The following is a 17,691-nucleotide window of genomic DNA, read 5'->3' on the forward strand; positions in this document are numbered from 1 at the left end:
TCGCGCGATTGCGAGTATCGTCGGAAACGCGATATCGTCATTCACGCTTCGTTGCCGTGCCTCGCGATCCGTCCACGCTTGCACGTGCCGTCGCGAAGCCGTCGCGCGACTTCCTGCTTCGAGCTGACGTTCTCACAACCACGAGCACATTACGGTCATGGAAATCTTCGATGCGTTCCATCTCGCCCGATTGCAATTCGCGTTCACGGTGTCGTTCCACATCGTGTTTCCGGCGATCAGCATCGGCATGGCGAGCTTTCTCGCGGTGCTGGAATGGCGCTATCTCGTCACCGGCGATGCCGCCTACAAATCCATGTTCCAGTTCTGGTCGAAGATCTTCGCGATCGGCTTCGGGATGGGCGTCGTCTCCGGCGTCGTGATGGCGTACGAGTTCGGCACGAACTGGGCGGGCTTCTCGCGCGTCGCCGGCAACATCACGGGCCCGCTGCTCACGTATGAGGTGCTGACGGCGTTCTTCCTCGAAGCCGGCTTTCTCGGCGTGATGCTGTTCGGCTGGCAGCGCGTGAGCCCGCGCGCCCATTTCTTCGCGACGCTGATGGTCGCGGTCGGCACACTGATCTCCACGTTCTGGATCCTGGCGTCGAACAGCTTCATGCAGACGCCGCAGGGCTACAAGATCGAGAACGGTCTCGTCGTGCCGGTCGACTGGTTCAAGGTTGTCTTCAATCCGTCGTTTCCGTACCGTCTCGTGCACATGACGATCGCGGCGTTCATTGTCGCGGGCTTCATCGTCGCCGCGTGCGGCGCGTGGCACCTGCTGAAGGGGCGTCGCGACGAGCCCGTGAAGCGCAGCTTCTCGATGGCGCTGTGGATGCTGCTGCTGCTCGCACCGATCCAGATCGTCGCCGGCGATGCGCACGGCTTGAACACGCGCGAATACCAGCCGGCGAAGATCGCGGCGATCGAAGGGCTGTGGGAAACCGAGAAGGGCGGCACCGCGCTGAACCTCGTCGGGCTGCCCGACATGCAGGCCGAAACCACGCGCTATTCGATCCAGGTGCCGCACCTCGGCAGCCTGATCCTCACGCACAGCTGGGATGGCGAAATCCGCGGGCTGAAGGAATTCCCGCCGCAGGACCGCCCGTATTCGCCAATCGTGTTCTGGACGTTCCGGATCATGGCGGGCCTCGGGATGCTGATGCTGCTGACCGCGCTGCTCGGGCTGCTGCTGAGAAAGGGCGGGCGCCTGTATGAGACGCGCTGGTTCCAGTGGTTCGTGGTGGGCATGGGGCCGTCGGGTATCGTCGCGCTGCTGGCCGGCTGGATCACGACCGAGGTCGGGCGGCAGCCGTGGACCGTGTACGGCGTGCTGCGCACAGTCGATTCGGTCGCGCCGCTCAGCGCGCAGCAGGTCGGCGTGTCGCTGCTGATCTTCGTGGTCGTGTATTTCCTGGTGTTCGGGACGGGTATCTACTACATGATGAAACTGATGAAGCGCGGGCCGGCCGCCGAGGCCGGATACATCGAGCTGCACCGGCATCCGGGGCTGCGCAAGAGCGCGCTGTCCACGCCGCTGAATGTCACCGAAGCGGAGTAAGCCATGCTCATCGATCTTCCTGTCGTGTGGGCCGCGATCATCGGCCTCGGCGTGTTCATCTACGTGATGCTCGACGGCTTCGACCTTGGCATCGGCCTGCTGTTTCCGTTCTTCGACGCGAAGGCCGAACGCGAAGTCATGCTGAATACCGTCGCGCCGGTATGGGACGGCAACGAGACCTTTCTCGTGCTCGGCGGCGCGGGCCTGTACGGTGCGTTCCCGGTCGTGTATTCGACGCTGCTGCCGGCGAATTACCTGCCGCTGGTGCTGATGCTGGTCGGGCTGATCTTCCGCGGCGCGGCGTTCGAGCTGCGCGCAAAGGCGACCCGCACGCAACACATGTGGGATCTCGCATTCATCGGCGGCTCCGCGCTCGCGGCGTTCTGCCAGGGGATCGTGCTCGGTTCGCTGCTGCAGGGCATCAAGATCGAGAACAACCAGTTCGCGGGCGGGCCGTTCGACTGGCTGTCGCCGTTCAGCCTGTTCTGCGGGATCGGCGTGCTCGTCACCTATGCGGCGCTCGGCTGCGGCTGGCTGATCCTGAAAGTCGACGGTGAGTTGCAGCGCAAGATGCGGCAGCTGATGAAGCCGCTCACAGGCGTGCTGCTCGGCGTAATGGCCGTGGTCAGCCTGTGGACGGTGATCGGGCTGCCCGCCGTCGCGCACCGCTGGTTCGGCAGCGGCAACCTCGGCTGGTTCCTGCCGGTGCCGATCCTCGTCGTCGCGTGCGTGTGGGGCATCTTCCACACGGTCAAGCGCGAGCACGAGGCGACGCCGTTCCTGCTGACGCTCGCGCTCGTGTTCCTCGGCTACACCGGGCTCGTGATCAGCATCTGGCCGAACATCGTGCCGCCGTCGCTGACGATCTGGGACGCGTCGTCGAGCCATTCGAGCCAGATGTTCGCGCTCGTCGGCACTGTGATCGTGCTGCCGGTCATCCTCGTGTACAACGCGATGCAGTACCGCGTGTTCCGCGGCAAGGTTCGCGAGGGTGACGCCGGCTATCACTGACCGGCGCGCTCCGGTGACGGGGCAGGGTGTGCGCGGGCGTATCATCACGCGCAAGCGCGGTGAATCGCGTCACCCGGCCCGGCATCGACCGGACAGCGGCCCGCCACGCGCGGGCCGTTGCACATCGGGCGGCGGTGATTCGCATTGCGTATTTCATCGGCAGTCGAGACAACACCATGATCGTCAGACCACGACAAAACTGGCTCAGGATGCTGTTCATATGGAATGGCTCCGTGCTGCAGTCGATCATTCCGCAACTCGTGTTCATGGCGATCGTCAGCACGCTGGCGGTCTTCACGAACGGGCGCATCTTCGGCGAGAAGATTCCGCTGAACACCGCGCCGTTCACGCTGTTCGGGCTGGCACTCGCGATCTTCCTCGCGTTTCGCAACAACGCGAGCTTCGAGCGCTTCAAGGAGGCGCGGCTTTTGTGGGGCAACCTGCTGATCGCGGCGCGCACCGTCACGTCGCAGCTGCGGCGCTACCTGCCCGACAGCGTCGGCGACGCGGAGCGCAACCGGCTCGCCGATCTGCTGATCGCGTTCACGTATGCCTTGAAGCATCAGCTGCGTCATACCGATCCGGCGCAGGACCTGCAGCGCATCCTTGGCGCCGAGCGCGCCGCCACGTTCGCGCACAAGTGCTACCAGCCCGTCGCGATTCTCGATGACCTGCGCGGCGGAATCGTCCGCGCGCTGGGCCGCGCACCAGGCAGCGAAGCAACGTGCTGGATGTTCGATGCGCAACTGGCCGAGTTGGGCAAGGCGGTGGGCGGCTGCGAGCGGATCCTGACGACACCGATCCCGTTCTCGTACAGCGTGCTGCTGCATCGCACCGTCTATGCTTATTGCGTGCTGCTGCCGTTCGGCCTCGTCGATTCGACGGAATTCTTTACGCCGCTGATTTGCGTATTCATCTCGTACACGCTGATCGCGCTCGAAGCGATCGCAAACGAGGTAGCGGAGCCGTTCGGCCTCGCACCGAACGCGCTCGCGCTCGATGCGATGGCGCGCACGATCGAGCGGTCGGTGCTCGAGCTGGGCGATCGCGCGATGCCGGACGAGTTCGTGCCGGCGTCGACGTATCAGATCACATGAGCGGCACCGCGACGCGCGCAGTGGCACGCACGATCGGAAGCACTTCACAAGCGCATCTACGTGACGCGCATCTTCGTCGATGATCTCGAACCGGTCGATCATTTTCCGGGGTGTCATGATGGCGTGAAGTGGCGTGCGCGTTGATGACGGGGAAGCGATCGCGCCGGCGCGCCGGCGCGACATCGGCGGAGTGGACTTAGGAAGTTTGTGTAGACTCGTGCTCGTTCAATGGAGCCAACATCATGCAACTTCTTGACCACGTGTCCATCGGCGTTCCGGATATCGACCGGGCACGCCCTTTCTACGATGGTGTCATGGCCGCGCTGGGCGCGATCAAGGTTTATGACCGCGGCACCGCGCTCGGTTACGGCGAACGTTGCAACGCCAACGACACCGCATCGACCTATCTGGCGATTTATCTGGATCCCGCCGAAGTCGGAACGAGCAAGCGACACTGGTGCTTCAAGGCGGCTTCCCGCGAGCAGGTGCATGCATTTTTCGAGGCAGGGCTGTCCGCGGGCGGGCGGCCCGACGGCGACCCCGGCTTGAGGCCGCACTATCACCCCGACTACTATGCGGCCTTTGTCGTCGATCCGGCCGGCAACCGGATCGAGGCGGTATGCCACGCTGCGCCATCGGCGCACGAGCGGCCGTGACCGCGCGCGCCGACAACTGATTGCCAACGGCACGGCGTTGTGCCGTGGGGTAGCTGACAAGCGCGGCGCCGGCATGCCGCCGCGCCGCGCCTCGCCGCCCGGTCGCGTTTGCCGCGCGCGGCTCAATCGAAGTACGTCAGCCCCATCGCGCCTTTCACCTCGGCCAGCGTCGCGCCGGCCACCTCGCGCGCATGCATCGTGCCGCGCTTCAGGATCGCCATCACCTCCGCCTTGTCCGCCTCGAATTCGCGACGACGCGCACGGATCGGCTCGATCAGCGCCTGCAGCCGCTCGTTCAGCACGCGCTTGACGACGCTGTCGCCGAGTCCGCCACGGCGATAGTGCGCCTTCAGTTCGTCGACTTTCTGCACGTCGGGCTCGAACGCGTCGAGGAACGTGAACACGACGTTGCCTTCGACCTGGCCCGGATCGCTCACGCGCAGGTGGTTCGGGTCCGTGTACATGTCCTTCACGGCCTGCGCGATCTCGTCGGGTGTCGAGCCGAGCGTGATCGCGTTGCCGAGCGACTTGCTCATCTTCGCCTTGCCGTCGATGCCCGGCAGCCGCGTGACCGCCGACAGCACGGCCTCGCATTCCACCAGCACGGGCTTGTCGACCGTCGCGTTGAAGCGGCGCACGAGTTCGTTGGTCTGCTCGATCATCGGCAGCTGGTCGTCGCCGACCGGCACGTGTGTCGCCTTGAACGCGGTGATGTCGGCCGCCTGGCTGACGGGATAGGTCAGGAAGCCGGCCGGGATGTCACGCTCGAAGCCGCGCAGGCGGATCTCTTCCTTGATGGTCGGGTTGCGCTCGAGGCGCGCGACCGTCACGAGGTTGAGCAGGTATTGCGACAGCTCGGCGAGCTCGGGCACCTGCGACTGGACGACGATCGTCGAGATCGCCGGATCGATGCCGACGGCCAGGTAGTCGAGCGCGACCTCGATCACGTTCTCGGTGACGCGCTGGCGGCGGCCCATGTTGTCGGTCAGCGCCTGCGTGTCGGCGAGCAGCAGGAACTGCGTCGCCTCATGCTGCATCTGCACGCGTGCGCGCAGCGAGCCGATGTAATGGCCGAGATGCAGCGGGCCGGTCGTGCGGTCGCCGGTGAGGATGGTCGGTTGGGTCGGGTGAGTCATGGTGTGGATTGGCTCCGGATTATCGAAGCTACCAGCCATGACGTGAGCGCAGAAACGACAATGCCGCCATGGCTGGCGGCATCACGTTCGGGACATGCAAAAGGAAACGGGCCGCCTGGGTCAGGCGCGCCACCAGCGATGCACGTTCGGCGAGGCAGGTTTGGTTTGCATTGCGCGAGTATAGCGTAGTGCGGGGATGGGTGTTGCGTCAGCGCAGGACCGACTCCATCGCGAGATAGGCGGTTTCTGCCGACGGCCACAGCAGGTACAGCAGGCCGGCCATCAGCAGCAGCGCGCCGGCGCGTGCCAGCGGCGTGCGGTCCATGTCGTTCAGGGTGCGGATGTGCTGCTTCAGTTTCTTCATGCTTGCAGGCGCAACGTGCGCCACTCCAACGGTTGCTGCAACGGGTCGCATGGAGCGACGCCGGGGTGTTGCGGGCTTCAACGGGGGCTGGGTGCGGTTGGGGCACCGTGTCGTCTGGGCGGACGACCGGTCTGGCCGATCGCGGGAATAAAAAAGGGACGGTTGAACGTCGTTTGGCTGCCGTCCACGCCCAGGCGACGGGCATCCTACCAGTTCGGCGGTGTGGACAAGGTCAAGAATTGTCGGGACAGGGGCCGCAAGGGCAGCGTCGAGTCGCTGCCAGCCCGGGCTGTCGTCGTCCAGATGCAGCGATGCAATTTTTCCTGCCCGACGATCGTAAGGTATCCGTCGGCCGATTGCATCAAGGACCGGGCTGCCTCGTCAGACGGGTGCGCAACTGCCGTCGTCGGCGGTGCGATAAGCGGATCGTTCGACGCGATGAAAGGGAGCGGCCGCCGCATCGGATGCAATGCGGCGGCCGGGGAGAGGGTGACGAGGGGCGGCGGGCAGATTCAGGTTCGTGGCGTGCCGTACGTCGCGAACCTGCCCGCCCGCGGATTACACGACAGCGGAACGCGCGACCCGCACCGGCACCGACTTGTACGACGGCGTGCCGCTTTCCTTGTCGATGTAGTCGAGCGGCACGAGTACGTTCGCTTCCGGGTAATACGCGCCGACCGACCCCGGCGCGATGTCGTACTCGATCGCCGTGATCTGCTCGAGGCGCAGCGTGCGGCCGGAAGCGGTGATCGTCTCGATGTCGACGAGGTCGCCGTGTTCGAGCCCGTACTTCGCGAGATCGGTCGCGTTCATGAACAGCACGTCGCGCCGCCCGAACACGCCGCGATAGCGGTCGTCGAGCCCGTAGATCGTCGTGTTGTACTGGTCGTGGCTGCGCAGCGTGATCAGCCGCAGCACCTGCTCGGCGCCGAGCACGTCGGCGTCTTCCTTCACGCCCTTGTAGACCGAAAACATCGCCTTGCCGGTCGGCGTGGGCCACACGCGCTCGGTGGGCGGCAGCGGCAGGCGGAAGCCGCCCGGCGCGCGGATCCGCTCGTTGAACGCCTCGAAGCCGGGCACCGTCTTGTCGATCAGGTCGCGGATGCGGTCGTAGTCGGCAATCAGGTCGAGCCACGCGACCTTGCTGTTCGGCAGCGTCGCGCGCGCGATCCCCGCGACGATCGCGGGCTCCGAGCGCAACTGGTCGGACGCCGGCTTGAGCTTGCCGGCCGACGCATGGACCATCGACATCGAATCCTCGACGGTGATCGACTGCCGGCCGCTCGCCTGCATGTCGAGCTCGGTGCGGCCGAGCACGGGCAGGATGTAGGTTTCCTTTGCCACCAGAAGATGCGAGCGGTTCAGCTTCGTGCCGAGATGCACGCTCAGATCGAGCTTCGCCATCGCGGGGAACGACAGCTCGGGGTCGGGTAGCGCGACCGCGAAGTTGCCGCCGAGGCACAGCAGCGCCTTGGCCTGGCCTTCGATCATCGCCTGCATCGCCTGCACCGCGTCGTGCCCGTGATGCGCGGGCGGCTTGAAGCCGCACACGTCCTCGATCTTTTGCAGGAACTCGGCCGACGGCTTCTCGGTGATGCCGACCGTGCGGTTGCCCTGCACGTTGGAGTGGCCGCGCAGCGGGCATATGCCCGCACCGGGCTTGCCGAAGTTGCCGCGCATCAGCAGCAGGTCGGCGATCAGGCGCACGGTCGCGGTGCCCTTGTTGTGCTGCGTGACGCCCATCCCGTACGTGACGATCGTCGCGTTCGACTTCGCATAGGCGAGCGCGACCTGCTCGAGCTGCGCCTGGCTCAGGCCGCTCGCGCGCTCGATGTCGTCCCACGACGTCGCCTGCAGGTCGGTGGAAAACGCGTCGAAGCCGTCGGTGTGCTGCGCGATGAAGTCGCGGTCGAGCACGTCGCCGCGCTCGGCCTCGAGCTGCAGCAGCGCCTTCATGATGCCTTTCAGCGCGGCCGCGTCGCCGCCCGCGTCGACCTGGTAGTACGTCGACGCGATGCGCGTCGAGCCGAACGACGCCATCTCGATCATGTCCTGCGGATCCGCGAAGCGTTCGAGCGCGCGCTCGCGCAGCGGATTGAACACGATGATCGGCACGTTGCGGCGCGAGCACTCGTGCAGCGTGCCCATCATCCGGGGGTGGTTGGTGCCGGGGTTGTGGCCGATCGAGATGATCAGCTCGCAATGGTCGAAATCCTCCAGGGACACCGTGCCCTTGCCGATCCCGATCGACTGCGGGAGGCCGACGCTGGTCGGCTCGTGGCACATGTTCGAGCAGTCGGGGAAGTTGTTGGTGCCGAGCTCGCGCGCGAAGAGCTGATACAGGTACGCGGCTTCGTTCGACGCGCGGCCCGACGTATAGAACTCGACTTGCTCGGGTGGCAGCGCGCGCAGCACCTCGCCGATGCGCGCGAATGCGTCATCCCATTCGACCGCGCGGAACGTGTCGGTCGCGCGATCGTAGACGAGCGGATGCGTGAGCCGGCCCATGTTCTCCAGCTCGTAGTCGGACATCCGCAGCAGCGACGATACCGTGTTCGCCGCGAAGAACTCGGGGGTCACGCGTTTGGTCGTCGCTTCCCACGTGACAGCCTTCGCGCCGTTCTCGCAGAACTGGAACGTCGACTTGTGTTCCTTGTCGGGCCATGCACAGCCGGGGCAGTCGAAACCGTCGGGCTGGTTGGTCCGCATCAGCACGATCGGCGCTTCGATGGTTTCCATCTGCGTGCGCACGGCCTCGGCAGTCGCGCGAAGCGCGCCCCAACCGCCAGCGGGCCCATCGTACTTCCTGATGCCTGGCACCTCGCGTCGATTTGTCATGTGAATCTCCATGAGCCGGACCCGCTGCGGGGTGGCTCGGGTTGCGCCGCGTCGCGGCGTGAGGCGGCTCCGTCCGGCGAACGGAGCCAGTCATGCATACCCCGGGCTGCGGGGCAGGCGGGGTTTCAGTGCGCGTCCTTCTTCGCGCCGGACGACTTCTTGCCGGACTGCTTTGCGGTGGGTAGCGGCACGTCGGCAGGCGCATCGCTGGCGTTCGAGTCGCCGGATGCGTTGGCGGCCGCCTTGCCGTTTGGTTTCGCGTTGCCGTCGGCGTCCTTCTTCGCGTCCTTCGCGTCTTTCGCTTCAGGCGCAGCGAGCTTGTCGAACTTCACTTCGTCGCTGGCCTTGTCGTAGTCGACCTCGACGCGGTCGCCCGACTTCAGCCGGTCGGCGAGGATCTCCTTCGCGAGCTTGGTCTCGATGATCTGGCGGATCTGGCGCTTCAGCTCGCGCGCGCCGAACTCCGGCTGGTAGCCGGCTTCGGTCAGGTGCTCGACGAGCGCATCGCCCATCACGAGCGTGATGTCCTGCGCGGCGGCCGTGCGCACCACGCGGTCAAGCTGGATCCGCACGATCGCGCGGATGTTCTCCTTCGACAGCGCGTGGAAGACGATCACCTCGTCGATCCGGTTCAGGAACTCGGGGCGGAAATGGCCCTTCAGCACCTGCATCAGCTCGTCGCGGATCGCCTTGTCGGTCTTGCGCGCGGCTTCCGGCTGCGTGAGGTTGTCCATGATGATCGCGGCGCCGAGGTTGCTCGTCGCGATGATGATCGTGTTGCTGAAGTCGACCAACCGGCCCTTGCCGTCGGTCAGGCGGCCGTCGTCGAACACCTGCAGCAGCACGTTGTAGACGTCCGGGTGTGCTTTCTCGATCTCGTCGAGCAGGATCACGCTGTACGGGCGGCGCCGCACGCGCTCGGTGAGCTGGCCGCCTTCGTCGTAGCCGACGTACCCGGGCGGCGCGCCGATCAGCCGCGCGACCGCATGCCGTTCCATGTACTCGGACATGTCGATGCGGATGATCGCCTGCTCGTCGCCGAACACGGTCTCGGCCAGCGCCTTCGCGAGCTCGGTCTTGCCGACGCCCGTCGGCCCGAGGAACAGGAACGTCGCGATTGGCCGGTGGGGCTGGCCGAGTCCCGCGCGCGACAGCCGCACGGCGTCGCTGACGGCCACCACCGCGTCGCTCTGGCCCACTACGCGCTCGCGCAACTGCTCTTCCATCTTCAGCAGCTTCTGGCGCTCTTCCTGTGTGAGTTCGGACACGGGAATGCCGGTCAGCCGCGATACGACTTCGGCGACCGACTCGACCGTCACCTCGAGCGTTTCGGAGCCGGTCTTGCGCTGCCACGCCTCCATTTTTTCATCGAGCGTCTTCTGCTTCGCGTTGATCTGCTCCTCGAACTGCTTCGCTTCGTCGAAGCGCTTGCGCGACGTCGCGTAGTCCTGCTCGCGCTTCAGTTGCGCGATCTGCGCTTCGCCCTCCTGGATGTCGACGGGGCGCGACGTCGCGCCGATCCGCACGCGCGCGGCGGCCTGGTCAATCAGGTCGATCGCCTTGTCGGGCAGGAAGCGCGACGTGATGTAGCGGTCGGCGAATTCCGCGGCCGCGACGAACGCGTCGTCGGCGAATGTCACCTGGTGGTGCGCCTCGAGGCTGTCGCGCAGCCCGCGCAGGATCACGATCGTCTGCTCGACGCTCGGCTCCGGCACGAACACCGGCTGGAAGCGCCGTTCGAGTGCCGCGTCCTTCTCGATGTACTTCTGGTATTCGTTGAGCGTCGTCGCGCCGATCAGGCTCAGCTCGCCGCGCGCGAGCGCGGGCTTCAGCACGTTCGCGATGTCGAGGCCGCCTTCGCCGCCGCCCTGGCCCGCGCCGACGATCGTATGCAGTTCGTCGATGAACAGGATCAGTTCGTCCTGCTTTGCAGTCACTTCGTCGATCAGCTGCTTCGCGCGCTCCTCGAACTCGCCGCGATACTTGGCGCCGGCGACCATCGAATTGATGTTGACCTCGACGAGCCGCTTGTTGCGCAGCACCTCGGGCACGTCGCCGTTGACGATCCGCTGCGCGAGCCCTTCGACGATCGCCGTCTTGCCGACGCCCGGCTCGCCGATCAGCACCGGGTTGTTCTTCTTGCGGCGCGCGAGCACCTCGATCGTGCTTTCGATTTCCTGCGCGCGGCCGAGCACGGGGTCGAGCTTGCCCTGGCGCGCGATAGCGGTGAGGTCGCGGCCGAACTTGTCGAGGTTCGGCGTGCCGGTCGGCGCGTCGACGCGGCCGTCCTCGGCGCCCTTGCCGACCACCTTCACGACCTTCTGGCGCAGCGCCTCGGGCGTCACGCCGTATTTCTTCAGCAGCGTGCCGGCGATGCTGTCCGGAACCGACGCGAGCCCGATCAGCAGGTGCTCGGGGCCGATATACGAGTGACCGAGGTCGCGCGACGCCTGGAACGCGTATTGCACGGCCTTCTTCACGCGCGGCGAGATCGACAGCTTGTCGAGCGGTGCATCGGGGGAGGCCGTGCCTGTGTGCGCATGCTCGTCGATATACGACTTGATGTCCTGCGGCGACAGCTTCAGTTCCTTCAGCAGCGCGGCGCACACGTCGGTGTCCGCAAGCGCGTAGAGCAGATGTTCGGTGTCGAGCTCGCTGCGGCGCAGTTCGTGCGCCTTCTCGGCCGCGCGCTGCAGCAGTTCGAGCGTCTGTTCGCTGAACGCGTCGGTCGGGTCGACCGATTCGCGCGGCACCTCGGCGGAGAGCGGCGATTCGTCGCCGAGCTCGCCGAACAGCGACGACGAGCCACCTCCGCCCAGTAGCGAATCGAACGGGTTCAGCATGCTCTGATGCCGCATCAACTGGCGGAAGTGGTAATCGCAAATCGAGATCGTCTTGCGCTCGCCGTCCTGCATCACGGTGGCGCGCGCGACGGCCGGCCGGGCGTGGCAGATATCGCAAAGTGCGGGCATGGTGGTCTGGCTCCTGTCTGTGAACGTGGGTCGAAGGGTGACGTCCCGATGCGGTGCGGCGCTCGTGCGTCCCGACCGCGAACACACGACGTGGTGGTGCGCGTGCTGCGCCCACGCTGTCGCGTAGCGCGCGCCGGCGTGTCACACGGTCGCGGTCGGGGCGGGAAGCGCGAGTGCTGCGAGGAGCCCACGGCATCGCTTCGACTGCGTTCAAAATAGCGAATCGGCGGGGGGCATCCAAGACACAGTTCCACACCGGACCGACCGCGAATTGCACCCTCACGTGCGCGCACGCGCGGGGGGCAAGGAGTACAGACGGGCGCGCACGCGGCGGCACGGGTGTGTGCGGCATGCGCCGCGTGCGGTGACTGGAGGCGGGGAGGAGCGGCACGCGAGCGTATCGCGGTGCGACATCGGCGCGCAGGGCGCCGGTTGCCGGCAAACGGGCGACAACGCGGGTGGATGAGCGCCGCGGAAATTCCGCAGTGCGAGCGCGCGCGCCGGTGGCGTACGCGAACCGGTCATGGCCGGCCACACGCGCACCGCAGCCGATGCGTGCGTGGCGGCGAAGGCGAGGCCGGGTTGCACGGTACGGGCCGGACATGGCGCCCACCGTGGCGAACCGGGATCAGTCGGACAGTTTCATTGCGAGCCGCTGGCGGGCGATCTGCTTCACGTCCGTCGACAGCGCGGCATTCGGCAGACCATTGGCCCAGACGGAGAACGAATCCTCGATCAGGTTGCGCGTGTCGGGCGGCAACTCGGCCAGAATCAGCGACACGACGGTAAACAGCACGGCGGAGTCGCCGGCCTGGCTGCCCGCGTTCGCGTCGACCGTCCTCTTCAGATTGTCGACCGACGCTTGCAGCGCCTGCAGTGCATCATTCGTATCGCTCATGACATGCTCCATGCAAGATGGGTCCGATCGGAGACGAACATGCGGCCGGCGGCGCGGCCGGTCGCGCGCGACGCCCGGCGGTCGGGCATTGCGCGCAGGCAACCGCGGTCAGGTCGCCGCGTTGCCCTGCGGCGCCACGGCCACCGATGCCTCGCTCGTCAGCATCAGGAACGTGAACGTTTCGCGCAGGTACAGGCGAACAACCTTGTCGGTGTGGCTCGTGTAGCCGATCGACACGTCTTCGCCGAGGTGCAGTTCATAGTCGCCGCCGCGGGTGGACAGCACGCAGCCGCCGCTGATCGCCGGCGCCCAGATGATCTCGCCGCTGACGATGCGCTTGATGTGGCCGAGGACCGGGTAGCCCTGGTCGCGCGCTTCGCTCAGCGCCGTGTAGGCGTCCGAGCCGAGCACGACCGAGTACGGGCCGTCGACGCCGGCGAGCCGAAGCGCTTCCAGCGCGTCGCTGATCGCGTCCGGGTACGCGCTGACGTCGGCCGGCAGCGTGAGCTTGCGGTTCGACGTGCCTTCGCGGATGCCGACGATGTCCGCGGCGAGATAGCCGTCGAAGATTGCGCCGTCTTCCGCGAATGCGAGTTGTTGCGCGGCGTCCTTCGCCGGCTGCCAGTCGGCGTCGCGCGCACCGCGCTCGACGCTGTCGATCGCATCGCGGCTCAATTCGAACGGCACCGTCAGCTCGACGATCGTGCGCACTTCGCGCAGCCGCGCGTTCACCTGCTCGCGCGGTGCGGCGACCTCGCGCAGATGCCCGGTGCCGACGGCCGACAGCTCAGGGCCGGCAGGGCCCTCGACGTCGACCACGCGGCGCCCGGCCACCGAGCGCTTGAAGGTACGTGCCACTTCCTCCTCGATCTGCTCCCAGGCGGACGAGGAAACCGGCGCGAGTTCGCGGTGCAGGTTATTCATGGGCTTTGGCTCCTTTCAGCGATCCGATGTTCAGCGAGCCGTCACGACGCGACTCGGGCGAGGTGGGGGCCGGCCGCGCGGCGGTGGCGTCGGCCGGTGCGGCGCGATCGGCGAGCGCTTCGAGCAGGTCGGCCGACGGCACGAAGAACAGCGAGCCGGTGACCGCGCGGCTGTAGTCGAGCAGCCGGTCGTAATTGCCGGGCGGGCGGCCGACGAACATGTTCTCGAGCATCTGCTCGATCGGCGCCGGCGAGCGCGCGTAGCCGATGAAATAGGTGCCGAATTCGCCGAAGCCGGGGCGCCCGAACGGCATGTTGTCGCGCAGGATCTTCACTTCCTTGCCGTCTTCGTCGAGCGTGGTCAGCGAGCTGTGCGAGCACGACGGTTTCACGTCCGGCGCGAGCTCGATGTCGGACAGCTTGGTGCGCCCGATGATGCGCTCCTGCGTCTCGACCGCGAGCGCGTTCCAGCCGGCCATGTCGTGCAGGTACTTCTGCACGATCACGTAGCTGCCGCCCGCGAATGCCGGATCCTCGTTGCCGATGACCGTGAAGTCGACCGCCTCGCGGCCTTCCGGGTTCTCGGTGCCGTCGACGAAACCGATCATCGCGCGCTGGTCGAAGTTGCGGAAGCCGTGCACCTCGTCGACGACCGTGACTGCGTCGCCCAGCGCGCCGAGCAATTGAGTTGCGAGCTCGAAGCACAGGTCCATTGCCTCGGCGCGGATGTGCAGCAGGATGTCGCCCGGCGTCGCGACCGCGACACGCTGGCCGGCGCCGAATTCGCGGAACGGATGCAGCGACGCGGGGCGCGGATCGCCGAACAGCGCATCCCATGCGTCGGCGCCGAAGCCGCACACGCAGGACAGGTTGCCGCCCGGCACGCGCTTGCCGACCGAGCGCACGAGCGCGGCGATGTCGCCACACCACGCGCGGATCGTGTCGGCTCGGTCGGCGCCCGGGTTGACGGTTGCGACGAGGAAGATCGCGCTGCGCGTGATCGGACTGTGAACGGCCTGGGAGAGCGGGGGAAGGGTTTGCATCGCGGCCTGCCGGTCAGTCATGTCGGGACGGACGTGCCGAGGATGCCGCGGCGCGCGAAGACGCACGGTTGGACTGTGTCATGCGACTGTTCTCTTTGTGACATGCGGATGAAGGACGTTGCACGGGCATCGCGCAACGGGCCGTGGCAGCGGCGGCCTGCCGCCCGGGCGCGCAAGGGGAGGCAGGCAGGATGGCCGCGCGTTCGCCCGGCGCATGACCTCGCCGCACCGCGTAACGTCGTCGAGCCTGCAATCTAGCAGCTTCGGCGGGTCTTTGGAACACGTATCGGCAATCTGTGATTCGAATGGATTGATCGGAGTCCGTTTTCGCGTCGCGGGCGCGCGGCTGTACTCCTGAAGCGCGCGGCGCTGTGCTCTTGAGCGGGTGTGGCGCGTGCAGTAGATTAGGTTCGCTCCGCCCACCGACGAGGACCGTCATGATGAACCTGCTGGAAGCGATGCCGGTTTTCGTCGCGGTGGTCGAGCATGGCGGGGCGTCCGGCGCGGCGTCCGACCTGAAACGCGGCGACGCGCTGGTGAACGCGCGGCTCGATTGCCTCGAACGGGATCCCGGCTGCAGGTCGTTGCCGGACCGCGCAGGCGACGCCATGGCGCGTACCGATGCTGGCGTCGCGTTCCACCCGTGCTGCCGAAGGACGCTGTCCGAGGTCGCGCAGGCCATCGCCAAGATAGATGCGTGCGCAACCGTTCAGGATTTACCCGTCGGGGGCTTTCCGCCGCTCGAAACCATCGACCGTGTCGACGGAGCGTCGATCGCGGAACCTATACCATTGCACGAGTCATCGCGTTGAATACGTCCACTGTTTCCGCCGATACGGCCGCCGAGCGCATCCGCCGCCGCTTCGGACACTTCCTCCATGCGGCCGAGCTGGCCGGGCTGATCGTGATCGGCCTCGCGACCGCGTTCGCGATGGCGCAGGAAGCGTGGAAAGTCGTGCTCGCGGGTGAGGTGTCGCTGACCGACCTGCTGCTGATGTTCCTGTATCTCGAAGTGCTCGCGATGGACGTGCGCTACCTGCGACTCGGCCGGCTGCCGGTGCGCTTTCCGCTGTTCATCGCGATGACGTCGCTCGCGCGCGACCTGATCCTGCGCGGCGCCACCGACAGCCCCGAGCGAATGCTGATGACCACGTTCGGGATCGTGCTGCTTGCGGTGGGCGTACTGATCCTCAGCTTCGGTCAGCACCGTTTTCCGGCGGAAGTCGACGATGTCGAGGAGGACGCGCACACGCGTCGTTAAGGCCGCGCCTGGCCGGCGCTGTCGGTGAAGAACGAAGGATTCCACATCGATAACGGTGTCATCGTTGAAACGGACACAGCCGGCAAGCTTGCCGTGCCCGGCACGGATTGGCCGTTCAAGGGTCGCCCGCTCGGGTCGCTCGCCAGGCCGTATGCCGCACACGGCATGCGGATTGCTCCGGTTGCCGGACACCCGCGCACGCGTATCCAGCGTGTTGCGCCGCAACGTCGCGGACGTTCCATGCCGGTCGCGGATCGCATACGAACCATGAACCGCGTTTGCGTGCGCTGCGGGGTCGTCCGTACCTGCTCTTTTCAGGAAGGACGCCGATAATGGGATCGTTACCTTAGCCGGGAGCCGCGCCATGTCCGGAAGCGACGCATCGTCTTCACGCCCCGATCTTGCGCGGGGCATTTCGCTCGATGACATCGCCGACGGCGCGATGATCGAGGGTCAGGTCGGCGACGCCACGGTGCTGCTGGTGCGCCGCGCCGACGCGCTGTTTGCCGTGGGCGCGCAATGCCCTCACTACGGCGCACCGCTGGCCGAAGGGCTGCTGGTCGGCGATACGATTCGCTGCCCGTGGCATCACGCGGCGTTCTGCCTGCGCACCGGCGAACGGCTGCGCGCGCCGGCGCTCGACGGCCTGACGTGCTGGCGCGTCGAACGTCGAGACGGCCGGGCGGTCGTGCTCGACGAGCAGCCTGCCGCGTCGCCGCCCGTGTCGAACGCGGCCGGATTGCCCGAATCGGTGGTGATCGTCGGCGGTGGCGCGGCCGCTATCGCGGCGGCCGTGACGCTGCGGCAGGAAGGCTACCCGCACGCGATCACGCTGCTGAGCGCGGACAGCGAGCCGCCGTACGATCGACCGAACCTGTCGAAGGACTATCTGGCCGGCACGGCCGAAGCCGACTGGCTGCCGCTGCGCGGGGCGTCGTTCTATACGGACCAGCGCATCGACGTGCGCTGCGGCACGCGCGTCGCGCGGATCGACCCCGCGCAACGCGCGGTCGAGCTCGCGGACGGCAGCCGTGTCGACTACGGCGCGCTGCTGCTTGCCACCGGCGCCGAGCCGAACCGCCTGACCGTACCGGGCGCCGATCTTCCGCACGTGTGCGTGCTGCGCTCGCGCGCCGATTGCGATGCGCTGATCGGCAAGCTGAAGGCTGCGCGTCGCTGCGTCGTGGTCGGCGCGAGCTTCATCGGCCTCGAAGCGGCCGCCGCGCTGCGCACGCGCGGGCTCGACGTAGCGGTGGTCGCGCCCGATGCACGGCCGATGGCGCGCGTGCTCGGCGACGCGCTCGGCGACACGATCCGCGCGCTGCACGAGTCGCACGGCGTGGCGTTCCATCTCGGCGCGACGCCCACGCAGATCGCGCAGGATCACGTAACGCTGTCGAACGGCGATGTGCTGCCGGCGGACGTCGTGCTGGTCGGCATCGGCGTGCATCCGAACGTCGCGCTCGCGCAAGACGCGGGGTTGCTCGTCGATCGCGGCGTGACGGTCGACCGTTTCCTGAAGACGAGCGCACCGGACATCTACGCGGCCGGCGACATCGCGCGCTGGCCCGATCCGCTGACGGGCGAACGCATTCGCGTCGAGCATTGGGTCGTCGCGGAGCGACAGGGAATCGCCGCGGCGCGCAACATGCTCGGCCGGCAGCAGCCGTTCGACGCGGTGCCGTTCTTCTGGAGCCAGCACTACGACCTGACAGTACGCTATGTCGGCCACGCGGAGCAATGGGATCGCGTCGAGATCGACGGCGATCTGCGCGCGCACGACGGTTCGGTGACGTACTGGCGCGGCGACAAGCGGCTCGCGGTCGCGACGATCGGCCGCGATCTCGACTGCCTGCGCGCGGAAGCGGCGCTCGAGCAGCAAGGCGCGACGCACGCGTGAGCAGGCTGCCGACTGTGCGTTGAGCGGTGCACGC

General features: G+C 66.9%; 14 protein-coding genes. 7 read left to right on the forward strand and 7 right to left on the reverse strand.

Features of this window, described 5'->3' with window-relative positions:
* The first annotated feature begins 157 nt into the window (after positions 1-157).
* From DIE08_RS07965 to DIE08_RS07980, 4 genes are all read left to right on the forward strand, one after another.
* Positions 158-1,558, forward strand: coding sequence for a cytochrome ubiquinol oxidase subunit I (locus tag DIE08_RS07965; RefSeq protein WP_059605895.1), 1,401 nt, complete (start codon positions 158-160; stop codon positions 1,556-1,558).
* Between the two features lie 3 nt (positions 1,559-1,561).
* Positions 1,562-2,569, forward strand: coding sequence for a cytochrome d ubiquinol oxidase subunit II (gene cydB, locus DIE08_RS07970; RefSeq protein WP_124901546.1), 1,008 nt, complete (start codon positions 1,562-1,564; stop codon positions 2,567-2,569).
* Positions 2,570-2,745: 176 nt separating this feature from the next.
* On the forward strand, positions 2,746-3,666 hold the full coding sequence (locus tag DIE08_RS07975) for a bestrophin family protein (RefSeq protein WP_124901547.1): 921 nt from the start codon (positions 2,746-2,748) through the stop codon (positions 3,664-3,666).
* A 242-nt stretch (positions 3,667-3,908) separates the two neighbouring features.
* The gene (locus DIE08_RS07980) at positions 3,909-4,322 is read left to right on the forward strand and encodes a VOC family protein (RefSeq protein WP_124901548.1); all 414 of its coding nucleotides are present in this window, start codon (positions 3,909-3,911) and stop codon (positions 4,320-4,322) included.
* A gap of 122 nt (positions 4,323-4,444) precedes the next feature.
* On the opposite strand, the gene trpS is transcribed toward DIE08_RS07980, so the two are convergent.
* The 7 genes from trpS to DIE08_RS08010 form a co-directional block, all read right to left on the reverse strand.
* Entirely contained in the window at positions 4,445-5,458 is a 1,014-nt protein-coding gene (gene trpS / locus DIE08_RS07985; protein WP_059605907.1) for a tryptophan--tRNA ligase, read from the reverse strand.
* Between the two features lie 208 nt (positions 5,459-5,666).
* On the reverse strand, positions 5,667-5,822 hold the full coding sequence (locus DIE08_RS35560) for a hypothetical protein (protein WP_170296427.1): 156 nt from the start codon (positions 5,820-5,822) through the stop codon (positions 5,667-5,669).
* Positions 5,823-6,380: 558 nt separating this feature from the next.
* Positions 6,381-8,660, reverse strand: coding sequence for an FdhF/YdeP family oxidoreductase (locus DIE08_RS07990; RefSeq protein ID WP_124901549.1), 2,280 nt, complete (start codon positions 8,658-8,660; stop codon positions 6,381-6,383).
* A gap of 125 nt (positions 8,661-8,785) precedes the next feature.
* Positions 8,786-11,632 carry an ATP-dependent Clp protease ATP-binding subunit gene (locus tag DIE08_RS07995; RefSeq protein ID WP_124901550.1) on the reverse strand — a complete coding sequence of 949 codons (2,847 nt, stop codon included), beginning with the start codon at positions 11,630-11,632 and terminating at the stop codon, positions 8,786-8,788.
* Positions 11,633-12,260: 628 nt separating this feature from the next.
* The gene (locus tag DIE08_RS08000; protein WP_124901551.1) at positions 12,261-12,530 is read right to left on the reverse strand and encodes a hypothetical protein; all 270 of its coding nucleotides are present in this window, start codon (positions 12,528-12,530) and stop codon (positions 12,261-12,263) included.
* 108 nt (positions 12,531-12,638) lie between these two features.
* Positions 12,639-13,454 (reverse strand): family 1 encapsulin nanocompartment shell protein, encoded by an 816-nt coding sequence (locus DIE08_RS08005; protein WP_059605914.1) that lies wholly within the window; start codon positions 13,452-13,454, stop codon positions 12,639-12,641.
* The gene (locus DIE08_RS08010; RefSeq protein WP_124901552.1) at positions 13,447-14,517 is read right to left on the reverse strand and encodes a Dyp-type peroxidase; all 1,071 of its coding nucleotides are present in this window, start codon (positions 14,515-14,517) and stop codon (positions 13,447-13,449) included. Before DIE08_RS08010 ends, DIE08_RS08005 begins: the two co-directional genes overlap by 8 nt.
* Positions 14,518-14,933: 416 nt before the next feature.
* On the opposite strand from DIE08_RS08010, the gene DIE08_RS08020 reads away from it, so the two are divergent.
* The 3 genes from DIE08_RS08020 to DIE08_RS08030 all read left to right on the forward strand — a co-directional run bounded on the left by DIE08_RS08020 (position 14,934) and on the right by DIE08_RS08030 (position 17,657).
* Positions 14,934-15,308 (forward strand): LysR family transcriptional regulator, encoded by a 375-nt coding sequence (locus DIE08_RS08020; protein WP_124901554.1) that lies wholly within the window; start codon positions 14,934-14,936, stop codon positions 15,306-15,308.
* Positions 15,305-15,757 carry a phosphate-starvation-inducible protein PsiE gene (locus DIE08_RS08025; protein ID WP_124901555.1) on the forward strand — a complete coding sequence of 151 codons (453 nt, stop codon included), beginning with the start codon at positions 15,305-15,307 and terminating at the stop codon, positions 15,755-15,757. The genes DIE08_RS08020 and DIE08_RS08025 overlap by 4 nt, the downstream gene beginning before the upstream one ends.
* A 364-nt stretch (positions 15,758-16,121) precedes the next feature.
* Positions 16,122-17,657, forward strand: a complete 1,536-nt coding sequence (locus DIE08_RS08030; protein WP_124901556.1) for an FAD-dependent oxidoreductase — start codon at positions 16,122-16,124, stop codon at positions 17,655-17,657.
* Positions 17,658-17,691: the final 34 nt, after the last annotated feature.

The organism is Burkholderia sp. Bp9004, assembly GCF_003858025.1.
Classification (GTDB): Bacteria; Pseudomonadota; Gammaproteobacteria; order Burkholderiales; family Burkholderiaceae; genus Burkholderia; species Burkholderia diffusa.

Coding starts and splice junctions, on each gene's coding strand:
- DIE08_RS07975 (WP_124901547.1), top strand. CDS start 2,746: ATGATCGTCAGACCACGACAAAACTGGCTCAGGATGCTGTTCATATGG.
- DIE08_RS35560 (WP_170296427.1), bottom strand. CDS start 5,822: ATGAAGAAACTGAAGCAGCACATCCGCACCCTGAACGACATGGACCGC.
- DIE08_RS08020 (WP_124901554.1), top strand. CDS start 14,934: ATGATGAACCTGCTGGAAGCGATGCCGGTTTTCGTCGCGGTGGTCGAG.
- DIE08_RS07995 (WP_124901550.1), bottom strand. CDS start 11,632: ATGCCCGCACTTTGCGATATCTGCCACGCCCGGCCGGCCGTCGCGCGC.
- DIE08_RS08010 (WP_124901552.1), bottom strand. CDS start 14,517: ATGACTGACCGGCAGGCCGCGATGCAAACCCTTCCCCCGCTCTCCCAG.
- DIE08_RS08030 (WP_124901556.1), top strand. CDS start 16,122: ATGTCCGGAAGCGACGCATCGTCTTCACGCCCCGATCTTGCGCGGGGC.
- trpS (WP_059605907.1), bottom strand. CDS start 5,458: ATGACTCACCCGACCCAACCGACCATCCTCACCGGCGACCGCACGACC.
- DIE08_RS07980 (WP_124901548.1), top strand. CDS start 3,909: ATGCAACTTCTTGACCACGTGTCCATCGGCGTTCCGGATATCGACCGG.
- DIE08_RS08000 (WP_124901551.1), bottom strand. CDS start 12,530: ATGAGCGATACGAATGATGCACTGCAGGCGCTGCAAGCGTCGGTCGAC.
- DIE08_RS07990 (WP_124901549.1), bottom strand. CDS start 8,660: ATGACAAATCGACGCGAGGTGCCAGGCATCAGGAAGTACGATGGGCCC.
- DIE08_RS07965 (WP_059605895.1), top strand. CDS start 158: ATGGAAATCTTCGATGCGTTCCATCTCGCCCGATTGCAATTCGCGTTC.
- DIE08_RS08005 (WP_059605914.1), bottom strand. CDS start 13,454: ATGAATAACCTGCACCGCGAACTCGCGCCGGTTTCCTCGTCCGCCTGG.
- cydB (WP_124901546.1), top strand. CDS start 1,562: ATGCTCATCGATCTTCCTGTCGTGTGGGCCGCGATCATCGGCCTCGGC.